The following is a 22,399-nucleotide window of genomic DNA, read 5'->3' on the forward strand; positions in this document are numbered from 1 at the left end:
ACAAGACGATTTTCAGTACGACCCATTACCAGCGCACAAGTGCCGAGCCCCAGGTGAAGCCACCGCCCATCGCCTCGAGCAGCACGAGATCGCCCCGCTTGATCCGCCCGTCCTCTCGCGCCACCGAAAGCGCCAGCGGGATCGAGGCCGCCGAGGTGTTGCCGTGGTCGGCGACGGTGCGCACAACCTTCTCGCTGGCGATGCCGAGCTTTTTGGCGCTGCCGTCGATGATGCGGATATTGGCCTGATGCGGCACGAACCAGTCGACGTCCTCGGCGCCATATCCCGTGGCGCTAAAGGCGTCCTCGATCACATCGGTGATCATGCCAACGGCATATTTGAACACTTCCCGGCCTTCCATGCGAACATGGCCGACCGTGCCGGTCGAAGATGGTCCGCCGTCGACATAGAGCTTCTCGCGGTGGCGACCGTCCGAGCGCAGATGCGTCGTGAGCACACCGCGATCTTCGCGCGTGCCGTCCTGTACCGAAGCCCCGAGGACAACAGCGCCGGCGCCGTCGCCAAACAGCACGCAGGTCGTGCGGTCGGTCCAGTCGAGAATTCGCGAGAAGGTCTCGGCGCCGATCACCAGCACATGCTTGGCCTGGCTGGCGCGGATGTAGGCGTCCGCGGTCGAGAGCGCATAGACAAAGCCCGAGCAGACGGCCTGCAGGTCAAAGGCCGCCCCGTGCTCCATGCCGAGCTTTCTCTGAACCGTGACCGCGGTCGAGGGAAAGGTGTCGTCCGGCGTGGAGGTCGCGACGATGATCATGTCGATCGAGCCGATCGAAAGACCGGCATCGGCCAGCGCGGCGACGGCCGCCGCCGTACCGAGATCGGAGGTCAGCTCGCCCTTCGCCGCGATATGCCGTGAGCGAATGCCGGTCCTTTGAACGATCCACTCGTCCGAGGTCTCGACCATTGTCGAGAGTTCGGCATTGGAGAGTGCGCGCTCGGGAAGATAGCTGCCGCAGCCGAGCACGACCGAACGGATGAAACTCACTTGGCTTCCTCGATGACAACATCGGCGATGTCGCGCGCGAAGCCCGCACGGTGATAATCGCCAAGGTCCTGGTTGATTTTTGTCAGCAGGCCATTCTTGGCCATGCTGTAGCCGACCTCGATCGCGTTGGCGTAGCCGACTCCGTCGGTGCCGCCATGGCTCTTGATGACGATGCCGTTGAGGCCGAGCAGAACCGCGCCGTTGGAAGCGCGCGGATCAAGCTTCTGGCGCAGTTCGCGAAAGGCGCCGCGCGCGAAGAAATAGCCGATGCGTCCCATCAGCGTGCGGCTCATCGCATCGCGAAGATGAGAGGCAATCTGCCGAGCCGTGCCTTCGGCCGTCTTCAGCGCGATATTGCCGGCGAAGGCTTCGGTCACGACCACATCGACGGTGCCGCGCCCGATGTCATCGCCTTCGACGAAGCCGATATAATTGAGATGATCGAGATTGGCTTCCTTGAGGATCTGTCCGGCGACGCGAACCTCCTCGAGCCCCTTCATCTCCTCGACGCCGATATTGAGCAGTCCGACGGTGGGGCGCTCGACATCGAGCAGGGCACGCGCCATGGCACCGCCCATCATGGCGAAATCGATCAGTTGCTGGGCATCGGCATTGATGGTGGCGCCGACATCAAGCACGACGCTCTCGCCGCGCAGCGTCGGCCAGAGCGCTGCCAGCGCCGGGCGCTCGATCCCGGCCATGGTGCGCAGGCAGAATTTAGACATCGCCATCAACGCGCCGGTATTGCCGGCCGAAAGAGCGACATCCGCCTCCCCCTTCTTCACGGCCTCAAGTGCGCGCCACATGCTGGATTTCCAGCGGCCTTTGCGCAGCGCCTGGCTCGGCTTGTCGTCCATCTGGACGGTGATCTCGCAATGCGTGAAGGTCGAGACCGCCTTGACGCGCGGATAGGCATCGAGAAGCGGCCGTACGACCGGCTCCTCGCCGAACAGCTGAAATTCGAGATCGGGACGGCGCACCAGCGCGATATCGGCGCCGGCAAGCACGATCGACGGCCCGTTATCGCCGCCCATGGCGTCGATCGCTATTTTCACCATGGCAGTCTTTCAGAGCCTCGAAGCAGTCGCGAAAGGGTCGGCGGATGCGCGCGGACGGCGCTGGAAAATACCCGTTTCGGGAGGAGAGACAACCCCGTCGGTCCGAGCGTCGCAGGCAAACCTATTCCCGCTTCAGCTGCGAGAGGGCCGCGAAAGGCGAAGTTGAGCCATCCACATCTTCGGCGAGCGCCTTCGCGAGGTCGGCGCCGGCGGCGCGCGGATAGGGATCGAGCGCCAGCGCGAGCTGCTCCGTCACGATAGCGCCGAGGTCGAGCGTATTGCCGGTCAGCGGATCGGGCGGGTCCTCGGCATCGACATCGACGATCACTTCGGCCTCGGCGACCGTCTTCGGATCAGCCGCTTGGGCTTCGGGCGGCAGGAAAGTCAGCGAAAAGCGCTGGTCGATCTGTTCCGGAACCGGGTCCAGCGTCACGACGCAGGCCTGCACGGCCTCCGCGATCAGGCGCCCATCAAGTTCGAGGCCGACCCGGTTCCACGGCCTGATCTTGATCTCGGCCTCGAGCCTCGAAAGCCCGAGAATGCCAAAGGCGGTGCTGATCGCCGCACACTCGTCAGCATTGGCGGTGATCCGCTCGGTGCGACCTGATTCGTTGATGCGGCGAACATCTACGAGACGACTGAAGGGTATCGGGTCCATCACGCAGCCTCCGGCGAGGAGAGTTCGGGAAAGGCGATTCGCCCGGCTAGGATCGCATCGACGGGCTGAGCCGCCGCCGATCGTGCCGCGGCCTCGACATAGGCAGCAAGCTGTGAGGCCGCGCCCTCCCCGCCGCCATCGGGGAAGACATTGCGCGCCAGCGCATCGCGAAGCGCAGCGGTGTCGCCAGCCGTCAGCGCCGAATCATAGGCGCCGACGCGGCCATAGAAAGCCTCGGCCATCTTCTTCAGCTTCTTGGGCACGCCCATGTCGGTGACGCCCATTTCGCGCAGGTTGCGGTCCATGTCCTTCAGGAAGATGTCGAAAACGTCCTGGCCAATGCGGCGATGGTCCGTATCCTCGGTCTTCAGGCGGTAAAACAGCAGGAACCCATGCAGGACGATCATGTCGAACCGACCGTCCAGCGTGTCCGGCACTCCGAATTCGGCATAGAAGGCCGGTTGGCGCGCCTGCGCCACGATGGTGCCGTAAAGGGAATATGCTATGGCTTCGTTGCGGCGCCGTCGCGCGAACAGTCGTGGAAACACCGGTTCGTTCTCCGAAAGGCTGGCCGGCCGCAGCCGGATTGCTTCCGATCCACCGAAAATGGGTCTCTCGGGCGCTGCCGCAAGCGGGCCTCGCGATTGGCGAGGCCGATTGTCACGAGCCCTAGCGCAGGCTAGGGAGATTGCCAACCCGTTCGATGGGCTGGCGAAGACCGGAAACGGTCGCCGGTCCGCGCGCGGATCGGACATGCGAATGGTGCCAGGAGAGCAGAATGCGGTTTGGCGTTTCTGACCAGCGGTTTGACATGGCCCGCGTGGGCCGGGTCGGAGTCGTGCTGCTTGCCGTCGGCATGGCGGCCGGGCTTGCCGGTTGCAAGACCAATGTCGCCGGTGGCCTGAACGAGACCTATCATTCGGGTTTCGTCCCGCCGCCCAATGCCCTCGAGCAGATCCCGGTCGGCGCCAGTCAGGACCAGGTCCGCATCGTTCTCGGCACACCGTCGACGACGGCGGAGTTCGGCGGCGATGTCTGGTACTACATCTCGCAGACCCGCGTGCGCCGTGTGGCCTTCCAGAATCAGAAGATCGTCGATCAGCGCGTGCTCGCCATCTATTTCGACAAGGACCGCAACATCGAGCGCGTCGCCGATTACGGCCTGAAGGACGGCAAGGTGTTCGAATTCATCACCCAGACCACGCCGACCGGCGGCAAGGACCAGGCCTTCCTCGAGCAGGTCTTGACCGGCGCCCTCGGCGTCGGCGCCAACAATCCGTTCGGCGGATAATAGTCCGCGGCCCGAAACAGAAAGCCCTCGGCGAGCATCGCCGAGGGCTTTTTTGTGTCTGCCGATTGCTGCGATCACGAGCGCAGCGGCGCGGACAGCCCTCAGGCGGGAGATCCGGGACCTTGCGGCCCCGGTATCCCGTCAGTGATGCGCGAGGACCGCCAGGAGCAGCAGCGCGACGATGTTGGTGATCTTGATCGCCGGATTGACCGCGGGTCCCGCCGTGTCCTTGTAGGGATCGCCGACAGTGTCGCCGGTTACCGAGGCCTTGTGCGCGTCGGAACCCTTGTAGTGCGTCTGGCCATTGGCGTCGGTGAAGCCATCCTCGAACGACTTCTTGGCATTGTCCCAGGCGCCGCCACCTGACGTCATGGAGATCGCGACGAAAAGGCCGGTGACGATGACGCCGAGCAGCATGGCGCCGACGGCCGAGAACGCCTCGCTCTTGCCCGCGATCCAGTAGATCGCGAAATAGACGACGATGGGCGCGAGCACCGGCAGCAGCGACGGCACGACCATCTCGCGAATTGCGGCCTTGGTCAGGATGTCGACCGCCTTGCCGTAATCCGGCTTGTCGGTCCCGGCCATGATGCCCGGCTTTTCGCGGAACTGCCGCCGGACTTCCTCGACGATCGCGCCGGCAGCCCGGCCGACGGCCGTCATGGTGATGCCGCCGAAGATGTAGGGGATGAGGCCGCCGAGCAGCAGGCCAACCACCACATAGGGGTTGGACAGCGTGAAGTCGGGAATGACGCCCTTGAAGTACTGGAACGCCGTCGCTCCCTCCTTGTTGGCCTCCGCGATGAAGTAGGTCAGGTCGTAATTGTAGGCCGCAAACAGCACCAGCGCGCCAAGGCCGGCCGAGCCGATCGCATAGCCCTTAGTGACCGCCTTGGTGGTGTTGCCGACAGCATCGAGTGCATCGGTCGACTTGCGCACTTCCTTCGGCAGGCCCGCCATTTCGGCGATGCCGCCGGCATTGTCGGTCACCGGGCCAAAGGCATCGAGCGCAACCACCATGCCGGCAAGGCCCAGCATGGTCGAGACGGCGATCGCCGTGCCGAACAGGCCGGCCAGCGAATAGGTGACGATGATGCCGACGACGATGATCAGCGTCGGAACCGCGGTCGCCTCCAGCGAGACGGCAAGGCCCTGGATGACATTGGTGCCGTGACCCGTCACGGAAGCCTGGCTGATCGAGCGCACCGGCCGATACCCGATGCCGGTATAATATTCGGTGATCCAGACGATGCCGCCGGTGACGGCGAGACCGGCGAGACCGCAGAAAAACAGGTTGAGCCCGGTGATGCTGGCTCCGCCTACCGTGCCGATCTCGCTCCAGCCGATGAACAACTGGGTTGCGATCGCGAGGCCGACGATCGACAGCAGCGCGGAGGCGATGAAGCCCTTGTAGAGCGCGCCCATGATCGACTGGCTGGCGCCAAGCTTGACGAAGAATGTGCCGGCGATCGAGGTCAGGATGCAGACGGCGCCGATGCCGAGCGGGAAGAGGATGATTGAGGGTAGCATCGGCGAAGCGGCGAAGAAGATCGACGCGAGCACCATGGTGGCGACCAGCGTCACCGCATAGGTCTCGAAAAGATCGGCCGCCATGCCGGCGCAGTCGCCGACATTGTCGCCGACATTGTCGGCGATCGTGGCCGGGTTGCGCGGATCGTCCTCTGGAATGCCGGCTTCCACCTTGCCGACCAGATCGCCACCGACATCGGCGCCCTTGGTGAAGATGCCACCGCCGAGGCGGGCGAAGATCGAGATCAGCGAGGCGCCGAAGCCGAGAGCGACCATCGCATCGATGACGATGCGGTCGTTTGGCTGATAGCCGACAAAGCTGGTCAGCACGAGATAGTAGACGGCGACGCCGAGCAGGGCGAGCCCCGCGACCAGCATGCCGGTGATGGCGCCTGACTTGAACGCGATCTCGAGCCCTTCGGCGAGGCTCTTGGTTGCCGCCTGCGCGGTGCGGACATTGGCACGAACCGAAACGTTCATGCCGATGAAGCCCGTGATGCCCGAGAGAATCGCGCCGATCGCGAAACCGATCGCGACCGTGAGCGACAAGAGCCACGCGACGACGATGAAGATGACGACGCCGACAATTGCGATGGTGAGATATTGCCGCCTGAGATAGGCGCTCGCGCCCTCGCGGATCGCAGCGGCGATCTCCTGCATCCGGGCCGAGCCGGCGTCGGCGGCGAGCACAGACTGCGTCGCCCAGGCGCCATAGGCGAGAGCCACCAGCGCGCATAGAATGATCAGATAAATCACGTCCTCATTCCTCCCTGCCCGGCATCTTCTGCTGGCGCTCGCGCGTCAGGCCGGCCCAAACTGCAAGGGGAAAAAGCACCGTTCCTCCCGGCTCGATCCCCTTGGAATCAGAGTTGAGAACGGGTTTGGGCGGAGGTCAAGGTGCGGGCGATGGGAAAGTCCGGCGCGTCAGCGCGGCAAGCGCCAGCGCGCCGAGCGCGAGGGCCACGACGGGGAAGACGATCCCGTTGATGAAGCCCCAGCCCGGCCCGCCGATCAGCAGCCCGGCCAGCAGCGAAGCGCATGCCGAGACGGCGAAGACGAGGAAGTCGTTCAGTCCCTGGACCCTGCCCTTCTCCTCCGGCCGATAGGTCTCGGTGAGCATCGCGGTGGCGCCGATGAAGCCGAAATTCCAGCCGAGCCCGAGCAGGACGAGTGCACCCCAGAAGTGCCAGACGGTCAGTCCGGCGATCGAGACGATCGCGCAGGCGGAGAGCAGTCCGAGCCCGGCGATGACGATCCTGTCCTTGCCGAAGCGGGTGATCAGCCGCCCCGTGAAGAAGCTCGGCGCAAACATGGCGATGACATGCCACTGGATGCCGAGCGCCGCATCGCTCTGGCTGAGGCCGCAACCGACCATCGCGATCGGCGCCGCCGTCATGACCAATGTCATCATCGCATAGGAGGCGACGCCGCAGAGCACTGCCGCGACGAAGCGCGGCTGCCGCGCGATCTCCGTCAGCGGGCGGCCGCGATCATGCGTGCTGCCGCGCGGATGCGGCGTCACGAGATCGCGAAAGCGGCTGACGGCCAGAACCGCGAGAAATGCGAAGACCGCTATGGCCACGTAGGCGCCAGCGAACGGGATCGGGCTGAACAGATCGCGCGTCGCGATTGCTGCCTGCGGCCCGAGCACGGCGGAGAGGACGCCGCCCCCCATGACCAGCGCCAGCGCCCGCGTGCGGGCCCGCTCGCCGCCAGCGTCGACGGCCGCGAAGCGATATTGCTGGTTGAACGCGGCAGAGATGCCGATGAAGAGGCAGGCGAAGGCGAGCAGCCAGAACATCCCCGCGACGATCGCATAGGCGGCCAGCAACCCGCCGAAAATGGCCGGCACGGCGCCGAGCATCAGGCCGATGCGTCGGCCGATCCGCGCCATCAGGATCGCCGCCGGGATGGTGGCGAGGGCCGATCCGACCGTCAGCGCGGTGACCGGCACGGTGGCGAGCGACTTGTCGGACCCGAGCAGGTAGCTGCCGGCGAGACCGCCAAAGGCGACCGCTATCGGCATCATCGAGCCGCCAAAGGCGGTCGCGGCGGTGAGAACGAACGAATTGCGCCGGACCGCGCTGTCGAGTTCCGCCGGGGCGACGTCAGAAATGGTCATGCGAGGCGCGCTCCAGCCGTATCGCCACGCCATCGCTTCCGACCACGAGGGCCGGTCCGGCTCCCGCCACGATCTCGCCGATCGGCGTCACGGCAATCCCCGCAGCGTCAGCGGCCTGGCGATAAGCCTCGACTTGATCGCGCGGAACGCTGGCGAGGATTTCATAGTCATCGCCGCCGGACAGCACGCTGGCAAGCGCCGACGGCTCGGCCGCGACCAGCGCGCGGGCCCCAGTCGACAGCGGCAGGCGGGTTGCCTCGATTCGAGCGCCGACGCTAGAAGCCTTCAGCATGTGACCGAGATCGCCGACCAGCCCGTCGGAAATGTCGAGCGCGGCAGAGGCATGGCGAAGAACCGCTTCCGCCAGCGCCGTGCGCGGCTGCGGATGCAGATAGCGATCGAGCAGATGAGCCGCCTCCGCGCCTGCCGGAGCGCCATCGATCGTGCCTAGACGGAGACGAAGCCCGAGCGCCGCATCGCCGATCGTTCCGGAGACGAGCAGCACATCGCCCACTCGCGCGCCGGCGCGGCGTATCATCGTTCCGGAAGGAACAACGCCGATGGCCGTGATCGAGAGGGTCAGCCCGCCTGGCGCCTTGACCGTATCGCCGCCGAGCAGCGTGATGCCAAAGGCTTGCTGGTCCGCAGCGAGACCCGCGGCGAAGTCCGCCATCCAGTCCGCCGTCCAGTCGGCGGGCAACGCCAGACCCAGCAGATAGCCGAGGGGCCGCGCGCCTTTGGCGGCGAGATCGGAGAGATTGACGCGCAGCGCCTTGCGCGCGATCGAAGCGGGCGGATCATCGGGAAAGAAATGAATCCCGGCCGCGACCATGTCCTTTGTCAGGACGAGATCGGCGCCGGGCGGTGGCGTGAAAGCCGCCGCATCGTCGGTCAGATTGAGCGCGGCCGGATCATCGGCGAGCGGGCGAAGATAGCGGGCGATCAGGTCGAACTCGCCCGGCCGCGCCTTATCCTCAGCCATTCCTCTGGCCTTGGCGGTCGGGCCCCTCGCCGGGAAACTCGTCGGGTCTCAAACGGCGGGCGGCCGTGTCGAGAACGGCATTGACCAGCCTGATCTCGTCGCCGATTCCGAAAAACGCGCGCGCGACATCGACATATTCCGTGATGACGACGCGCGCCGGCACGTCGCGCCGACCGACCAGTTCATAGGTGCCGCAGCGCAGGATCGCCCGCAGCGTCACGTCGATGCGGCTGAGCGGCCAGTCGGCGGAAAGCGACGTATGGATGGCGGGATCGAGATTGCGCTGCTCGCGCACCACCCCGGCCATGATGTCGCGGAAGAACGCCGCGTCGGCGTCGCGATACTGGTCGCCGTCGACTTCCTTGCCGAGACGGAAATTCTCGAACTCGGCCACGACTTCGGTCAGCGTCGCGCCGCCGACATCCATCTGATAGAGCGCCTGGACCGCGGCGAGACGGGCGACGCCCCGCTGGTTGGCGGGGCGGACGGTCCGCTCCGCCGGCGCCTTGTCGGTCGGCGTCATGTCAAAGACCAAACTTGCGCCTGAGCGCAATCATCGCCAGCGCCGCCTCGGCCGCAGCGCCGCCCTTGTTCTTCTCGGCGACGCGCGCGCGGGCATAGGCCTGTGCGTCGTTCTCGACGGTGAGGATGCCGTTGCCGATGGCCAGCGCCTCGATCACCGCCATGTCCATGATGGCGCGCGCCGATTCGTTGGCCACGATGTCATAGTGGGACGTCTCGCCACGAATGACGCAGCCGAGCACGACGAAACCGTCATAATCCCTCTCGCCATCTTCCATGGACGCGAGCGCCATCGACAGCGCAGCCGGAATTTCCAGCACGCCCGGCACCGAGACCCGGTCGAATGTCGCGCCGGCGCTCTCGATCGCCTGCTTGGCGCCGGAGAAGAGCTCGTCCGAAATATCTTCGTAAAAACGGGCATCGATAACGAGAAGGTGCGGCGACGCTTCGCTCATGAGGGATCTTTCTGGCTCTGAATGGTCGGCAGGTGAACCATGCGCGCCCCCAGGCTGTAAAGCAAAAATCAGGGCCGAAGGCGGGATGACGCAGGCTCGATGGGCATCGGGCCACTCTCTCTCGAAGCGGGGTGGCCGGCGACGCCCATGACGGACGTGCTTGACCGCCCGCGCGCTTCTATCAATCCTCTCCGGCATCGAAACCTGCTGCGGCGGCCACCGCCCAGAACCGGAGCCCCTCCATGCATACGATTGACATTGACGATGCCCTCGAGCTGGTGCGCGATTGGCGCGGCGTCGATCATGTCTTTTCGGACATCGACCCCGCCCGCACGGCTCATCTCGTCATCGACATGCAGAACGCGTTTCTCGAGGAGGGCATGGAACTCGAGGTTCCGCAATCGCGCGAGACAGTCGACAACATCAATCGCATTTCGGCTGCCCTCAGCGCGGCCGGCGGGGTCAATATCTTCACCCGCATGGTGATGGACGAGGATTTCGAGCAGAACTGGACGATCTGGCTGCGCTATTTCTGCGGCGACCGGCGTTCCGCCAATGTGAAGGCGATCCTGCGCCCGGGCACGCATGGTCAGGCGCTCTATCCCGCCATCGCGGTCGGCGCCTCCGATATCGTTATCGAGAAGAACCGCTATTCCTGCTTCTTCCCGGGCGCCTCTCCGCTGCAGTCGATACTCCGCGAACGCGGCATCGACACGCTGATCATCTCAGGCACCGTCACGAATTGCTGCTGCGAGGCGACAGCGCGCGATGCCATGCAGCTGAACTACAAGGTGATCTTCGTCTCGGACGCCACCTCGGCGCTGAACGACGCCGATCACAATGCAGCGCTCAAGAACATGGTGACGATCTTCGCCGACGTCATGGATACCGACACTGTCATCGGCTTCATCGAGCAGCCGGTGCCGGTCACGCTCTAGGCTTGGCGCATTCGTGATCGACGGCCGTCAGGCCGCTTCCGTCAACCGGGCGACATAGCGTGCCATCTGGTCGATCTCGAGATGGATGCGGTCGCCGACCTTCCGGGAACCCCAGGTGGTGACGTCCTCGTGCAGGGTGTGCGGGATCAGCAGCACGGAGAAACGATCGCCCTCGACCCAATTCACGGTCAGCGACGTGCCATCGAGCGCGACCGATCCCTTGGTGGCGATGAAGCGGGCATAGGCATGCGGCACCTCGAACACGAACCGCGTCGTCTCGCCGAGATCCTCGCGGCTGACGATCGTGGCGAGCCCGTCGACATGGCCGGACACCATATGGCCGCCGAGCTCATCGCCGAGACGCAGCGAGCGTTCGAGATTGATGCGCGTGCCCTCGCCCCAATGCGCGACTTCGGTGAGTGCCAGCGTCTCAGGCGCGGCCTCGACGTCGAACAGCGTGCCGCCCTCGACTTTCGGATCGAGCGATATGACCGTCAGGCAAACGCCTGAACAGGCAATCGAGGCGCCGATCGCGATCGTCGCCGGGTCATAGGCGCTGTCGATCGTGATGCGGTTGACGTCGTTGCGGCGCTCGATCGCGGTCACGGTGCCGACATCGGTGATGATCCCGGTGAACATCGTCAGTTGGTCCTTTCGTAGCGGATCATGCGGTCCTCGCCGAGCCGCGCGTCCTCGATGATTCGGTAGCGCGGGCTGCGCTCGATGGCCGACATGGCGCCGCCGGCCAATGCTCTGACACCATCAAGCCCGATCACGACCGGCGCGCGGAACAGCACGACTTCGTCCGCGAGGCCGTTCGAAACCAGCGTGGCGGCAACGCGCGCGCCGCCCTCGACCAGGAGCCGCGTTATGCCCCTCTCGGCGAGCAGTTTCAGCACGGCATGGATGTCGAGCCCGCCGGAGCCGCCGCCCACTGGCAGCACGCTCACGCCGGCCGATGCGAGTGCTGCCGTGGCACCGGCATCCGCCTCGGGACCGACCAGCAGCCACAGCGGTGTCTCGCTGGCGCTCTTCACAAGGGCCGAGGCCGTGCCGAGCCGCGCGTCGCGGTCAAGCACGATGCGGATGGGAGAGAGCGCGCGGAGACCGGCAGCGCGCACGACGAGGCTCGGATCGTTGACGAGTGCCGTCTCGATGCCGATCAGCGAGGCGTCGGCCTCGATGCGCATCATCTGCAATCGCTGGAAGGCTTCGGGACCCGAGACGAGCATGCGCTCGCCGGTCTTGCGGCCGATCATACCATCGGCCGAGACCGCGAGCTTCAGCGTCACATGCGGCCGGCCGAGCGTCGCGACGCTGACAAAGCCCGCATGCTGCCGGCGCGCCTCCTCGCCGAGCACGCCGGCCGTCACGCCGACGCCAGCTTCGCGCAAGCGCGCATAGCCCGACCGGGTTCGGCGGCTGTCAGGATCGTCGAGCGCGCTGACAAGCCGCGCAATGCCAGCGCCAATCAGCGCATCCGTATCGGAATAGCCGTCGCCATGGCGGATGGCAGGCTCGAGCGATGTATAGAAGGTCGCGCCGCGCGCCGCCTCGCCGGCCTCGAGAAGTGCGATCTCCGTCGCATGGCTGACGCCGCCCGGCGAGGTGACCCCGCGGCCGACGACAATCGGTGCCCCATCCTCGAAGCGGACCACCAGCGCGCCGACGGACGGCGCCGGATGCGTCTGGCCCTGGTTGCGGCGCCCATGGCGCAGCGCCGCGGCCATCAGCCTGCGGTCCATCTCCGGATCAGCGATCATCCCCTGCGCCACGCTGCGGCCTCCGGCGGCGGTGCCTGCCGCTATTTGGGTTGATCCTCGATCGCCTCAAGCGAAGAGAGTTCGCTGAGCACGGCCGAGAAGTCCTTGGCCTCGCGGAAATTGCGATAGACCGAGGCGAAGCGCACATAGGCGACGTCATCGAGGGTTTTGAGGCCCTCCATCACGAGAACGCCGATCTGGTCGGACTGAACCTCGTTCTCGCCGCTCGATTCGAGCTGGCGCACGACGCCATTGACCATCCGCTCGATGCGGTCTGGATCGACCGGACGTTTGCGCAACGCGATCTCGACCGATCGCATCAGCTTGTCACGGTCGAAGGGAACCCGGCGGCCGCTCTTCTTCAGCACCACGAGCTCGCGAAGCTGGATGCGCTCAAACGTCGTGAAGCGACCGCCGCAGACCGTGCAGACACGGCGGCGGCGGATCGAGTTGCTGTCCTCAGACGGCCGCGAATCCTTGACCTGAGTGTCGTCGCTTCCGCAATAGGGACAGCGCATGCCCGCCCCCGATCAGGAGTATATCGGGAAGCGAGCCGTCAGGGCGTGGACGCGCTCCTTGACGGAGGCTTCGACGAGCGGCGCGCTGCCATCTTCCGACTGCGAGACGGCGTCGAGCACTTCGGCGATCATCCGGCCGACTTCCTGGAATTCGGCAACGCCGAAGCCGCGCGTCGTGGCGGCCGGCGTGCCGAGGCGGATGCCGGAGGTCACGAACGGTTTCTCCGGATCATAGGGAATGCCGTTCTTGTTGCAGGTCAGACCCGCGCGGACGAGCGCCTTTTCTGAGACATTGCCGCGGACGCGCTTCGGCCGCAGATCGACCAGCATCAGGTGATTGTCAGTGCCGCCGGAGACGATATCGAACCCGGTCCCCTTCAGCGTTTCCGCAAGCGCACGAGCATTTTCGGCGACGTTCTTCGCGTAGACCTTGAAGTCCGGACGCAGCGCTTCGCCAAAGGCGACCGCCTTCGCGGCGATGACATGCATCAGCGGTCCACCCTGCAGCCCGGGGAACACGGCCGAATTGATCTTCTTGGCCATCGCCTCGTCATTGGTGAGGATCAGGCCACCGCGCGGGCCGCGCAGCGACTTGTGCGTCGTCGACGTCACGACATGGGCATGCGGGATTGGCGAAGGATGCACGCCACCAGCGACCAGACCGGCAAAATGCGCCATGTCGACCATGAGATAGGCGCCGACCGAATCGGCGATCTCGCGGAAGCGCTTGAAATCCCAGAAACGCGAATAAGCCGTGCCGCCGGCAATGATCAGCTTCGGCTTCGTCTCTTCGGCGATGCGGGCAATCTCTTCGTAGTCCAGGAGTTGGTCCTCGCGGCGCACACCATACGGCGCCACTTTGAACCATTTGCCCGACATATTGACCGAGGAGCCGTGAGTCAGGTGGCCGCCAGCCGAAAGGTCGAGGCCCATGAAGGTGTCGCCGGGCTGGAGCAGCGCCAGGAACACCGCTTGGTTCATCTGGCTGCCGGAATTCGGCTGCACATTGGCGAACCCGGCGCCGAACAGCTTCTTGGCCCGCTCGATCGCCAGCGTTTCGGCGATATCGACGAACTCGCATCCGCCATAATAGCGCTTACCCGGATAGCCCTCGGCATATTTGTTGGTCATCACCGAGCCCTGCGCTTCAAGCACGGCGCGCGAGACGATGTTTTCCGAGGCGATCAGCTCGATTTCATGCTGCTGCCGACCGAGCTCCCTGGCGATGGCATCCGCAATCTCGGGATCGGATTCCGCAAGGCTGCGGTTGAAGAAATCCGCCGTCGGGCTGGCGGAAAGCGCTTGATCGGTGAGCGACATGGCCGGTGATCCTTCTGGTCGAGCAGGCCGCCGCACGGCGCCGCTCAGCAACGCGGGCGGCGTACCATATCATGCGGTCTCCGCCAAGGCGGAGACCTATCGATAGTGAAATCGGCTGTGTGCCGTCAGCGCTACTGAAGCGCGATCTGGCCGACGCCGTCGCGATTGTAGATATCGTTGCGGAAATAGACCGCGCCGTCCGGCGTTGACCAGGCGGTGATGTATTCGAGGAATACCGGGATTTCCGGCTTCAGGTTTACATTCACCTGTTCGCCCGACTTGAAGATCTCGTCGATGCGCGAACGCGGGAAATCGGGGTTGTCGCGCAGCAGCCACGCGATGACCTGCCGGACGTTCTGGACGCGTATGCAGCCCGAGGAATCGAAACGCTCGACATTGCCGAAGATGTCCTTCAGCGGCGTGTCGTGCATGTACACGTCCTCGTCATTGTGGAACGAGATGCGCACCGTGCCGAGTGAATTGAAATCGCCCGGATCCTGACGGAACATGTAGCCTTTCGTGGCCTGATCGGTCGTCCAGTCGATCGATGTCGGCGGAACCTCGGTCCCCGCGGGATCGTAGATGCGGATGTGCTTCTTGGTCAGATAATCCGGCTGCTTCTGCATCAGCGGGATCAGATCCTTGCGGATGATCGAAGCCGGCACGGTCCAGTTCGGATTGAAGCTGATGCGATAGATCTTGGAATTCAGGATCGGCGTCTCGCGATCGATCTTGCCGACCACCGCCGTGTGGCGCGAGACGACCCGGCCGCCATCGACGACCTCGATCGCCGCCGCGGGCACATTGACCATCACATAGCGATCGCCGAGCGAACCCGACATCGCCTTGAGCCGGACGAGATTGGTCTGCAACTGCCCGAGACGGATATTGGCCGGGATGTTCATCATCGCGACGGTCGTGTCGCCGAGAATGCCGTCGGCCGGCAGGCCATGCCGCGCCTGGAAACGGCGCACGGCGGCGTCGACATAGGAATCAAAGGTCGAGGAACTCGGAATGCTTGGGGCGAGATCGCCGGTCACCTGAAGCCGCTGGCGCAGGATCACGACCGTCGGGTCCTGCATGCCGAGGCTGAGCTTCTGCCCGGCCGGAACTTCCGGCCAGCCGCCACGCGCCACGATATCGCTATACTGGGCAATGGCCTGCTCGACCGCCATCGCGGTCGAGGGCGACAGTATCGGCTCGGTGGTCCGCACGGAAGCCGCGCTCGTCGGGCCGGCGTCGAAACCGTCCGATGCCTCGCCGAAACTGCTCTGCAGCATCTGCTGCACCGGATCATCGGAGTTGGCGGCAAACGCAAAGCCCGGCAGCGCCAACGAGCCGAAGGCCGAGGCGGCGACGCCCCCTGCCAGCGCCCGCAACATGCTGCGACGCGACATCATCCGGCTCGCAACCGACGAACCATGAAGAGTGAGTGCCTTGCCAGATCCGCTCATATGTTTGTTCTCGATCGCTGAAACCGGCCCGTCGCATAGCGTTTCGAGGCATAAGCCCTCGTCTGCCGCCGCGACCGCCTGATACCCGGGCCTGAGCCCGCTTTGCTGCACATGCTAACCGGAATGGGCGCCCCACGCGCGCATAACGATGTCGATGTTTGGTTTTCACGCCAGTATGGCGCTTTCATGTCACGGTCCGCCCGGCGGATCCGCCTCACGAAACCATGATCGGCGCAGAGGGTTACCGAGACGTTCATGAATAGAAAAAGACCCCGCCGATCGCGCGGCGGGGTCTTTCCTCAACGGTCCCGGGGTGGGGGACGAACGGTCGAAAGCGGCTTTTGGAGGCGTCGCGGCTCAGAGCCGATAGAGGATCTGGTCGGTCCAGAAGCGCTCCAGGCGATGCAGCGACTTGTTGAGGAGCTGGAAATCGTCGATCGCGATGCCGCCGACCTGCTGGATCGAACGGATGTGGCGCTCGTACAGCGCGCTGACGATGTTGGCGACCTCCTGGCCCATCGGCGTCAGGCTGACGCGAACCGAGCGGCGATCCATCCGCGAGCGCTGGTGATGGATATAGCCCATCTCAACCAGTTTCTTGAGGTTATAGGAGACGTTCGAGCCGAGATAATAGCCGCGCGAGCGAAGTTCTCCGGCCGTCAGTTCGGCGTCGCCGATGTTGAACAGCAGCAGCGCCTGCACGCTGTTCACGTCGGAACGGCCCGAACGGTCGAACTCGTCCTTGATCACGTCCAGGAGCCGGCGATGAAGCCGCTCGACCAGCGTGAGAGCTTCCATGTAAAGCGGCTTTAGTTCTGGCGTAGTCTGCGGCTGATTGTGCGACTCCACTGCCCGCTTCGCATTGATCATCTCGGTGCCTCTCTGTTTCATAGCAGGTATTCTTCCCGCCTCATGAGAAGCAACATTAAACGCGCGATTTGAAAATCACCTTAAACATCACGCTTAACGACGGCTTACCTCGCGAATTGGCATTCGAAGCGAGTTTTATCGTTAAAGACCTACTATCGACCGGCCCGTCCTCGCGTCAAACCCTAGGCAAGCTGCGCCTCGCGCCGCCGCTCCATGAACACCAGCGCGGCGAAGACGGCGAGCGAAACGGCATGGAAGCCGACGATGATCGGATCGAGCCCGAACGTCTCGGCAAAAACGGTGTGGATCGCAATCTCGAAAACGGCCGCATAGACCCAAAGCACATTGCCCCAGGAAACGCGCATCCAAAGGCCGACAGCCGCGACGAGATCGACCACCGCGAGATGGATCGTGACGAACTGCCATTCGGTCGTCATGGACTCGAAGGTCCAGCCGGGCTCGTTGAAGATGCCGGCGATATAGAGCCATTGGCGCAGGCCAAGCAGCATCAGCAGCGCCGCGATGCCGCGGAGATAGATCGTGAGCGCCAGCGACCACGGATTGTCCGGTTCGCTCGGAAGCTGCGTCACCTCGTGGTCGATCATCAGCCTGCCATCCTCATTGTCATGCGCAGCGCCCTGCGATAGCCGGGCGCGGGGCAGACGTCAAAGCAGGGCTTTCTGCTGCGGTGCCGCAGAGGGCTCTGGCGGGTGACAGCGCGCTTGGCTATCATCGCGCCCATGTCGACCACCCCGGCAATGACGATTCTCCGCCCGGACCAAGCATGGTCCGACCCCTTTCACGCGGCAAGCCGGCTGGCGGTTCTCCGCCTTCCAACCGCAAGCGGCCGCTGAGTCCCGGGATCCAACATGCCCTGGGGCGACATTGCCATCATCGCGGTCCTGATCGCGTTCAACGCCTTCTTCGCCATGTCGGAGATCGCCGTCGTTTCATCCCGCCCGGCCCGGCTGCAAGGAATGGCTGCTGACGGCATTCCCGGCGCCGCCGCCGCGCTCAAGCTCTCCGAAGATCCGACCGGCTTCCTGTCTGCCGTGCAGATCGGCATCACGCTGGTGGCGATCCTTTCCGGTGCCTTCGGCGAGGCCGAGCTGGCGGCGCCACTGCGCGTATTCCTCGTCGACACCTTCCCCGAACTCGGCGCGCGCGCCGATACGATCGCCACGGTGACGGTTGTCGTCGGTCTTGCCTATTTCTCGCTGATCTGCGGCGAGCTGGTTCCGAAGCGGCTCAGCCTCACCAATCCCGAGCGGATCGCCTGTCTCGTGGCGCGGCCAGTGACGGCGCTCGCCCGTGTTGCGCATCCGATCGTCTGGTTCCTGCGGCTTTCGACCAATTTCATCCTGCGCCTGCTCGGCAAGGACGTGAACGACGAGCGCGGTGTCACCGAGGAAGAGGTGAAGACGCTCATCGCAGAAGGCACCGAGTCCGGCGTGTTCCACCAGGCAGAGCGCGAGATGATCGAGGGCGTGATCCGCGTCGCCGACCGTTCCGTGCGCTCGATCATGGTGCCGCGACCCGATGTCGTCTGGCTCGATGCGGATGATCCGCCGGACATGATCGCAACCGAGATCCTCGATGGCGGCCATTCGCGCTTCCCGGTGTCGCGCGGCGCGATCGACGGCGTGCTCGGCATCGTCCACGCCAAGGACCTGCTAAACCAGATGCGCCACGGCGCCCCGATCGACCTCCAGTCGGTGATCCGCGAGCCGCTCTATGTCGATGAGCGCATGCCGATCCTCAACATGCTCGATCGCTTCAAGACCTCGAATGTCCATATGGCGATCGTCCTCGACGAGTATGGCAGTTTCCAGGGCGTCGTGACGCCGATGGACATCCTGACGGCCATCGCCGGCGATCTGCCGGAGCGGGCCGGCGATGAGGAGCCCGACGCGGTCCAGCGCGAGGATGGCTCCTGGCTGATCGACGGCAGCGCGACGATTGACGCCGTCGAGCGGGTGCTTGGCCTGAAATCGCTCGCCAATGACGAGGACTACGCGACGATCGCCGGCTTCATGCTCCATCATCTCGGCCATATCCCCGTGCCGGGTGAGCATTTCGCTTATGAGGGCTGGTGCTTCGAGGTGGTCGATCTCGACGGACGCCGCATCGACAAGGTGCTTGTCTACAGGATCGAGGCGAAACCGGCGTCCTGACGCCCCGGCTTGCCCACGGGCCTCATCGATGATCGCCCGAGAGGAAATTGCGATGACAGCAGAACCGCGCTTCCCGAAATACGACATGGACGCCATCCTCGGCGGCCGGCGCATGCGCCGCAATCGCCGCGCGGACTGGTCGCGCCGCCTCGTCCGCGAGACCGTCCTGACGGTCGACGACCTGATCTGGCCAATCTTCCTCGTCGACGGCGACCATGTCCGCCAGGCCGTGCCCTCGATGCCCGGCGTCGAGCGGCTTTCGGTCGACCAGGCCGTCATCGAGGCGGAAAAGGCGGCGGCGCTGGGCATTCCCGCCATCGCGCTGTTCCCGTTCACCGAGCCGTCGCTGCGCGATCCGACCGGCTCGGAATCGCTCAACCCCGACAATCTCGTCTGCCGCGCCAGCCGGGCGATCAAGGCCGCCGTGCCCGAGATCGGCATCATTTGCGATGTCGCGCTCGACCCCTATACCAGCCATGGCCATGACGGCGTCATGGAGGGATCGACGATCCTTAACGACGAAAGCGTGGCGCTTCTTGCCCAGCAGGCTCTCAACCAGGCAGAGGCCGGCGCGGACATCATTGCGCCGTCCGACATGATGGACGGACGCGTCGCCGCCATTCGCGAGACACTGGACATCTCGGGCCTGCCCGACGTGCAGATCATGGCCTATGCCGCCAAATATGCCTCGGCGTTCTACGGCCCGTTCCGCGACGCGATCGGCACCTCGAAAACGCTCACCGGCGACAAGCGCACCTATCAGATGGATTTCGGCAACAGCGACGAGGCGCTGCGCGAGATCGAGCTCGACATTGCCGAAGGCGCCGACATGATCATGGTCAAGCCCGGCCTGCCCTATCTCGACATCATCAGGCGGGCGAAGGACGCCTTCGCCATGCCGACCTTCGCTTATCAGGTGTCCGGCGAATACGCGATGATCCGCGCGGCGGAGCGCAATGGCTGGATCGACGGCGAGCGCGCCATGATCGAGAGCCTCTGGGCCTTCAAGCGCGCCGGCGCCGATGGAATCCTGACCTATTTCGCCCCGTTCGTCGCCCCGCTGCTGAAGCGCTGAGCACAGGCCGCGGATGAGCCGGACCTTGCGCCCGATCGTCCTGGCCACGCTCGCAGCCCTCCTCGCCCTGCTCCTTTCCGGCTGCAGCCAAGCTGACCGCCAGCAGTCGCTGGTCTGCGTCGCCATCGCGACGGCGATCGGCCCCGACAACCGGCCGGTGACGATCCGCTCCGTCGAGCCGCTTGGCGGCATCGAAAACGCCGTGCGCGTGATCTTCACCGCGGCCGGCGATCCGCGCACATTGTTCGCGGACTGCGCCTTTGCCGGCGGCGCCCTTTCGGTCGGCCGAACCGAGATCCTCGCCGTCCGTGGCTATGAGGGGCCCATGCCAGGATGGCGGCTGGCCCTGCTCGATCGCTGGTTCCTCGATCAGCCCGGCGCCGTCATGACCGCCGTCGGCGAGACGGGATGGCAACCCCCGAGCTTCGCCCTTTTGCCGGTCGCGCTACCGGCAGCGGTCGGCTACGCGCTGCAGCAAACGGTGAACGCGCTCAACCTCGCCGCTTTCTATGTGCCGCTGGCACTCGCCTATGCGCTCATCTACGGCCTGATCGGCCGCATCAACATGGCCTTCGGCGAAATGGCGATGATCGGCTCCTTCGGGGCCGTGTTCGGTCTCGTCACGGCCATTGGATCGCATGTGCCTTCGCTCGCCGGCATTCTGGCGATGGCGCTTGCGGTGGCCGTATCATTGACGGCCCTTGCAGGCTGGCTGGCGACACGCACGATCGTTCTGCCGCTGATCGAGCGACCGCCGCGCAGCTTCATCGTTGCGACCGTCGGTCTCGGTCTCGTGATCTCCGAAGGACTGCGCATCGCGCAGGGTTCGCGCGAAATCTGGCTGCAACCGATGCTGGAGAGCCAGATCGTGCTGACCGGCGGCCCGTTTCCCGTCGTCATCACGGCCATGCGCACGCTCGTCGTCGTTACCTCGGCCCTTGCCGTGCTCGGTCTCATGCTCTGCATCCGCCGCTCGTCCTTCGGCCGCGCCTGGCGGGCGGTCGCCGATGACCGGATGATGGCGCGTCTCTGCGGCATCGACCCCGGCGCCGTGACGGCACTCACCTTCATCCTTGCCGCGAGCATCGCCGCGCTCGCAGGGACCATCGTCGCGCTGAGCTATGGCGGGACATCCTATTCGGGCGGCTTCCTGCTGGGGCTCAAGGCGCTCATCGCCTGCCTGATCGGCGGCGGGACGCTTGGCGGCGCCGTCATCGGCGGATTGCTGCTGGCAGCGCTCGAAACCGGCTGGTCGGCCTATTTCGGCTCCGGCGAGCGCGACATCTTCGTGCTCATCGTGATGACGATCCTGTTCCTGCTGCGACCGGACGGCCTGATCGGCCGCAGGGCCGCGCTTGAGGAAGGCCGGCTGATCCGGCTATCGTGATTTTGGAGGCGCGCCATGACCGTGCTCGATCCCGCTCTCGACCCAATCGCGCTGCCATCGATAGACGACATCCGCGACGCCGCGCGCGTCATCGAGGGCAGTGTCCTCAAGACGCCCTTCCTTCCCGCGCCACGCCTCTCGCAGCTGACCGGCGCCGAGGTTTTCGTGAAATACGAGAACCTGCAGGTCACCTCTGCCTTCAAGGAACGCGGCGCTCTCGTGAAGCTGCTCTCGCTGACGCCCGCCGAGCGCGCCGCCGGCGTCGTGGCGATGTCGGCCGGCAACCATGCGCAGGCGGTGGCCTATCACGCCTCGCGCCTCGGCATTCCCGCGACCATCGTCATGCCGGCCACGACGCCCTTCGTGAAGGTCGAGGCGACACGATCGTTCGGGGCGACGGTCGTCGTCGAGGGCGAGACGCTGGTCGAGGCGCAGGCCCGGGCGACAACCATTGCCGAGACGACCGGCGCCGTCTGGGTCCACCCCTATGACGATGCGCAGGTTATTGCAGGCCAGGGGACGATCGCCCTCGAAATGATCGAGAGCGGCATCCCGCTCGACGCGCTCGTCGTGCCGGTCGGCGGCGGCGGTCTCATCGGGGGCATGGCGATCGCCACCAAGGCACTGTCGCCGCGCACCGCGATCATCGGCGTCGAAACCGAGCTTTATCCTTCGATGCGGGCCGCGCTCGACGGCCGACCGCCGGAGTGCGGCGGCAACACGCTGGCCGAGGGCATCGCGGTCAAGAATGTCGGGCGCCTGACGCTCGCGATCGCCCGCCGCTTCGTCGACGATGTCCTGCTGGTGCCGGAAAGCGCCATCGAGCGGGCGGTCAACGCCTATTTGACGCTGCAGAAGACCATGGCGGAAGGCGCGGGCGCGGCGGGACTAGCAGCCCTCCTCGCCTACCCGAAGCGCTTCGCCGGCCAGCGGGTGGGTCTCGTTCTCTGCGGCGGCAATATCGACCCGCGGCTCGCCGCCTCGATCATGGTGCGCGAGCTCGCACGGGCCGAAAAGATCGTCGCCGTCCGGCTCATCATTCCCGACCGGCCGGGTGTCCTCGGCGATATCGCGGCGACGATCGGCGGCTGCGGCGGCAATATCCTCGAGGTCCTGCACCACCGGACGCTTCTCAGCGTCCCGGCCAAGGGCGCCAGCGTCGACGTCACGATCGAAACCCACGGCCCCCATCATGCCCGCGAAATCGAGGCAGCCCTCGAAGCACGGCACTACAAGGTCGAGCGTCTCGCGGCGCCCTGACAAGCGCAGGGCGTCGCTG

The 22,399-nt window shown here is 65.2% G+C and carries 22 protein-coding genes; 6 read left to right on the top strand and 16 right to left on the bottom strand.

Translation table 11 applies throughout. The features are described from left to right. Nucleotides 1–25: 25 nt before the first annotated feature. The 4 genes from LB518_RS18100 to LB518_RS18115 all read right to left on the bottom strand — a co-directional run bounded on the left by LB518_RS18100 (nt 26) and on the right by LB518_RS18115 (nt 3,267). Entirely contained in the window at nt 26–1,003 is a 978-nt protein-coding gene (locus LB518_RS18100; RefSeq protein WP_224579151.1) for a beta-ketoacyl-ACP synthase III, read from the bottom strand. Beyond that, a complete protein-coding gene (gene plsX / locus LB518_RS18105; protein ID WP_224579152.1) occupies nt 1,000–2,061 on the bottom strand; it encodes a phosphate acyltransferase PlsX in 1,062 nt (353 codons plus the stop codon). Before plsX ends, LB518_RS18100 begins: the two co-directional genes overlap by 4 nt. Nucleotides 2,062–2,182: 121 nt before the next feature. After that, the gene (locus tag LB518_RS18110) at nt 2,183–2,719 is read right to left on the bottom strand and encodes a YceD family protein (RefSeq protein WP_224579153.1); all 537 of its coding nucleotides are present in this window, start codon (nt 2,717–2,719) and stop codon (nt 2,183–2,185) included. Beyond that, entirely contained in the window at nt 2,719–3,267 is a 549-nt protein-coding gene (locus LB518_RS18115) for a ubiquinol-cytochrome C chaperone family protein (protein WP_224579154.1), read from the bottom strand. The genes LB518_RS18110 and LB518_RS18115 overlap by 1 nt, the downstream gene beginning before the upstream one ends. Nucleotides 3,268–3,497: 230 nt before the next feature. Between LB518_RS18115 and LB518_RS18120 the strand changes: the two genes are divergently transcribed. Beyond that, a complete protein-coding gene (locus tag LB518_RS18120; protein ID WP_224579156.1) occupies nt 3,498–4,010 on the top strand; it encodes an outer membrane protein assembly factor BamE in 513 nt (170 codons plus the stop codon). A 141-nt stretch (nt 4,011–4,151) separates the two neighbouring features. On the opposite strand, the gene LB518_RS18125 is transcribed toward LB518_RS18120, so the two are convergent. The 5 genes from LB518_RS18125 to ribH form a co-directional block, all read right to left on the bottom strand. After that, complete coding sequence (locus tag LB518_RS18125; RefSeq protein ID WP_286198759.1) at nt 4,152–6,287, bottom strand: sodium-translocating pyrophosphatase; 2,136 nt, start codon at nt 6,285–6,287, stop codon at nt 4,152–4,154. 145 nt (nt 6,288–6,432) lie between these two features. After that, nucleotides 6,433–7,662, bottom strand: a complete 1,230-nt coding sequence (locus LB518_RS18130; RefSeq protein WP_224579160.1) for an MFS transporter — start codon at nt 7,660–7,662, stop codon at nt 6,433–6,435. Continuing rightward, nucleotides 7,649–8,644 (bottom strand): thiamine-phosphate kinase, encoded by a 996-nt coding sequence (gene thiL / locus LB518_RS18135; protein ID WP_224579162.1) that lies wholly within the window; start codon nt 8,642–8,644, stop codon nt 7,649–7,651. Before thiL ends, LB518_RS18130 begins: the two co-directional genes overlap by 14 nt. Then, complete coding sequence (gene nusB, locus LB518_RS18140; RefSeq protein WP_224579164.1) at nt 8,637–9,167, bottom strand: transcription antitermination factor NusB; 531 nt, start codon at nt 9,165–9,167, stop codon at nt 8,637–8,639. The genes thiL and nusB overlap by 8 nt, the downstream gene beginning before the upstream one ends. 1 nt (nt 9,168) lies before the next feature. Beyond that, entirely contained in the window at nt 9,169–9,621 is a 453-nt protein-coding gene (gene ribH / locus LB518_RS18145; RefSeq protein ID WP_224579165.1) for a 6,7-dimethyl-8-ribityllumazine synthase, read from the bottom strand. Nucleotides 9,622–9,863: 242 nt separating this feature from the next. On the opposite strand from ribH, the gene LB518_RS18150 reads away from it, so the two are divergent. Then, complete coding sequence (locus tag LB518_RS18150) at nt 9,864–10,559, top strand: isochorismatase family protein (protein WP_224579167.1); 696 nt, start codon at nt 9,864–9,866, stop codon at nt 10,557–10,559. 27 nt (nt 10,560–10,586) lie between these two features. Here LB518_RS18150 and LB518_RS18155 read toward each other — a convergent pair whose 3' ends face one another. From LB518_RS18155 to LB518_RS18185, 7 genes are all read right to left on the bottom strand, one after another. Beyond that, nucleotides 10,587–11,198 carry a riboflavin synthase gene (locus tag LB518_RS18155; protein ID WP_224579169.1) on the bottom strand — a complete coding sequence of 204 codons (612 nt, stop codon included), beginning with the start codon at nt 11,196–11,198 and terminating at the stop codon, nt 10,587–10,589. Nucleotides 11,199–11,200: 2 nt separating this feature from the next. Next, nucleotides 11,201–12,334 carry a bifunctional diaminohydroxyphosphoribosylaminopyrimidine deaminase/5-amino-6-(5-phosphoribosylamino)uracil reductase RibD gene (gene ribD / locus LB518_RS18160; RefSeq protein ID WP_224579171.1) on the bottom strand — a complete coding sequence of 378 codons (1,134 nt, stop codon included), beginning with the start codon at nt 12,332–12,334 and terminating at the stop codon, nt 11,201–11,203. 29 nt (nt 12,335–12,363) lie between these two features. After that, complete coding sequence (nrdR, locus tag LB518_RS18165) at nt 12,364–12,840, bottom strand: transcriptional regulator NrdR (protein ID WP_224579174.1); 477 nt, start codon at nt 12,838–12,840, stop codon at nt 12,364–12,366. Between the two features lie 12 nt (nt 12,841–12,852). Then, entirely contained in the window at nt 12,853–14,160 is a 1,308-nt protein-coding gene (glyA, locus tag LB518_RS18170) for a serine hydroxymethyltransferase (RefSeq protein ID WP_224579176.1), read from the bottom strand. A gap of 131 nt (nt 14,161–14,291) precedes the next feature. Further along, nucleotides 14,292–15,557 carry a L,D-transpeptidase family protein gene (locus LB518_RS18175; protein ID WP_224579178.1) on the bottom strand — a complete coding sequence of 422 codons (1,266 nt, stop codon included), beginning with the start codon at nt 15,555–15,557 and terminating at the stop codon, nt 14,292–14,294. 414 nt (nt 15,558–15,971) lie between these two features. Then, nucleotides 15,972–16,484, bottom strand: coding sequence for a transcriptional regulator LdtR (gene ldtR / locus LB518_RS18180; protein ID WP_224579274.1), 513 nt, complete (start codon nt 16,482–16,484; stop codon nt 15,972–15,974). A gap of 182 nt (nt 16,485–16,666) precedes the next feature. Then, the gene (locus tag LB518_RS18185; RefSeq protein WP_224579180.1) at nt 16,667–17,089 is read right to left on the bottom strand and encodes a DUF6163 family protein; all 423 of its coding nucleotides are present in this window, start codon (nt 17,087–17,089) and stop codon (nt 16,667–16,669) included. A 264-nt stretch (nt 17,090–17,353) separates the two neighbouring features. Between LB518_RS18185 and LB518_RS18190 the strand changes: the two genes are divergently transcribed. From LB518_RS18190 to LB518_RS18205, 4 genes are read left to right on the top strand one after another with little or no spacing between them, the layout of a single operon-like run. Beyond that, the gene (locus LB518_RS18190) at nt 17,354–18,658 is read left to right on the top strand and encodes a hemolysin family protein (protein WP_224579182.1); all 1,305 of its coding nucleotides are present in this window, start codon (nt 17,354–17,356) and stop codon (nt 18,656–18,658) included. A 52-nt stretch (nt 18,659–18,710) separates the two neighbouring features. After that, the gene (gene hemB, locus LB518_RS18195; RefSeq protein ID WP_224579184.1) at nt 18,711–19,733 is read left to right on the top strand and encodes a porphobilinogen synthase; all 1,023 of its coding nucleotides are present in this window, start codon (nt 18,711–18,713) and stop codon (nt 19,731–19,733) included. A gap of 25 nt (nt 19,734–19,758) precedes the next feature. Next, entirely contained in the window at nt 19,759–21,120 is a 1,362-nt protein-coding gene (locus LB518_RS18200) for a branched-chain amino acid ABC transporter permease (protein ID WP_224579186.1), read from the top strand. A gap of 15 nt (nt 21,121–21,135) precedes the next feature. Then, nucleotides 21,136–22,380 carry a threonine ammonia-lyase gene (locus tag LB518_RS18205; RefSeq protein WP_224579187.1) on the top strand — a complete coding sequence of 415 codons (1,245 nt, stop codon included), beginning with the start codon at nt 21,136–21,138 and terminating at the stop codon, nt 22,378–22,380. Nucleotides 22,381–22,399: the final 19 nt, after the last annotated feature.

It is taken from the genome of Mesorhizobium sp. BR1-1-16 (genome assembly GCF_020165495.1).
Taxonomy (GTDB): Bacteria; Pseudomonadota; Alphaproteobacteria; order Rhizobiales; family Kaistiaceae; genus Kaistia.

What these genes read in the sequence shown, in the direction of transcription:
- thiL (WP_224579162.1), bottom strand. Translation starts at nt 8,644, where the DNA reads ATGGCTGAGGATAAGGCGCGGCCGGGCGAGTTCGACCTGATCGCCCGC.
- nrdR (WP_224579174.1), bottom strand. Translation starts at nt 12,840, where the DNA reads ATGCGCTGTCCCTATTGCGGAAGCGACGACACTCAGGTCAAGGATTCG.
- LB518_RS18110 (WP_224579153.1), bottom strand. Translation starts at nt 2,719, where the DNA reads ATGGACCCGATACCCTTCAGTCGTCTCGTAGATGTTCGCCGCATCAAC.
- LB518_RS18175 (WP_224579178.1), bottom strand. Translation starts at nt 15,557, where the DNA reads ATGTCGCGTCGCAGCATGTTGCGGGCGCTGGCAGGGGGCGTCGCCGCC.
- hemB (WP_224579184.1), top strand. Translation starts at nt 18,711, where the DNA reads ATGACAGCAGAACCGCGCTTCCCGAAATACGACATGGACGCCATCCTC.
- LB518_RS18190 (WP_224579182.1), top strand. Translation starts at nt 17,354, where the DNA reads ATGCCCTGGGGCGACATTGCCATCATCGCGGTCCTGATCGCGTTCAAC.
- LB518_RS18130 (WP_224579160.1), bottom strand. Translation starts at nt 7,662, where the DNA reads ATGACCATTTCTGACGTCGCCCCGGCGGAACTCGACAGCGCGGTCCGG.
- LB518_RS18205 (WP_224579187.1), top strand. Translation starts at nt 21,136, where the DNA reads ATGACCGTGCTCGATCCCGCTCTCGACCCAATCGCGCTGCCATCGATA.
- nusB (WP_224579164.1), bottom strand. Translation starts at nt 9,167, where the DNA reads ATGACGCCGACCGACAAGGCGCCGGCGGAGCGGACCGTCCGCCCCGCC.
- LB518_RS18150 (WP_224579167.1), top strand. Translation starts at nt 9,864, where the DNA reads ATGCATACGATTGACATTGACGATGCCCTCGAGCTGGTGCGCGATTGG.
- LB518_RS18120 (WP_224579156.1), top strand. Translation starts at nt 3,498, where the DNA reads ATGCGGTTTGGCGTTTCTGACCAGCGGTTTGACATGGCCCGCGTGGGC.
- ldtR (WP_224579274.1), bottom strand. Translation starts at nt 16,484, where the DNA reads ATGATCAATGCGAAGCGGGCAGTGGAGTCGCACAATCAGCCGCAGACT.
- LB518_RS18185 (WP_224579180.1), bottom strand. Translation starts at nt 17,089, where the DNA reads ATGATCGACCACGAGGTGACGCAGCTTCCGAGCGAACCGGACAATCCG.
- ribH (WP_224579165.1), bottom strand. Translation starts at nt 9,621, where the DNA reads ATGAGCGAAGCGTCGCCGCACCTTCTCGTTATCGATGCCCGTTTTTAC.
- glyA (WP_224579176.1), bottom strand. Translation starts at nt 14,160, where the DNA reads ATGTCGCTCACCGATCAAGCGCTTTCCGCCAGCCCGACGGCGGATTTC.
- plsX (WP_224579152.1), bottom strand. Translation starts at nt 2,061, where the DNA reads ATGGTGAAAATAGCGATCGACGCCATGGGCGGCGATAACGGGCCGTCG.
- LB518_RS18155 (WP_224579169.1), bottom strand. Translation starts at nt 11,198, where the DNA reads ATGTTCACCGGGATCATCACCGATGTCGGCACCGTGACCGCGATCGAG.